The organism is Actinobacillus minor NM305, from assembly GCF_000175195.1.
Taxonomy (GTDB): domain Bacteria; phylum Pseudomonadota; class Gammaproteobacteria; order Enterobacterales; family Pasteurellaceae; genus Haemophilus_A; species Haemophilus_A minor.
Genome location: NZ_ACQL01000194.1, coordinates 1 through 362, shown reverse-complemented (window position 1 = coordinate 362; position 362 = coordinate 1). Strand labels below are relative to the sequence as shown.

The window sequence follows — 362 nt, the reverse complement described above, 5'->3', positions numbered from 1 at the left end:
CAGATTGTTTGATAGGAAGTAGACAAGAAAGAGAACGAACATCCTTTTGGGTCTGTAGCTCAGGTGGTTAGAGCGCACCCCTGATAAGGGTGAGGTCGGTGGTTCAAGTCCACTCAGACCCACCACTCAATGTTTGAACGTGTATTGAACGGAAATGAGTGAAAGCTAGAAGTGATGTGATGAATTGGGGATATAGCTCAGCTGGGAGAGCGCCTGCCTTGCACGCAGGAGGTCAGCGGTTCGATCCCGCTTATCTCCACCAATCATCATATTTAAGCGAACAGTGATGACTGTTTATTTAAATATGATGATTATCCGAAAGGAAATTGTCTTTTTGTTCTTTAAAAAATTGGAAACAAGCT

Annotated in this window: 2 tRNA genes; both read left to right on the top strand. The window is 43.6% G+C overall.

Features of this window, described 5'->3' with window-relative positions:
* The first annotated feature begins 48 nt into the window (after nucleotides 1–48).
* Nucleotides 49–125 (top strand) — tRNA-Ile (locus AM305_RS11755).
* A gap of 61 nt (nucleotides 126–186) precedes the next feature.
* Nucleotides 187–262, top strand: a tRNA-Ala gene (locus AM305_RS11750).
* Nucleotides 263–362 lie beyond the last annotated feature (100 nt).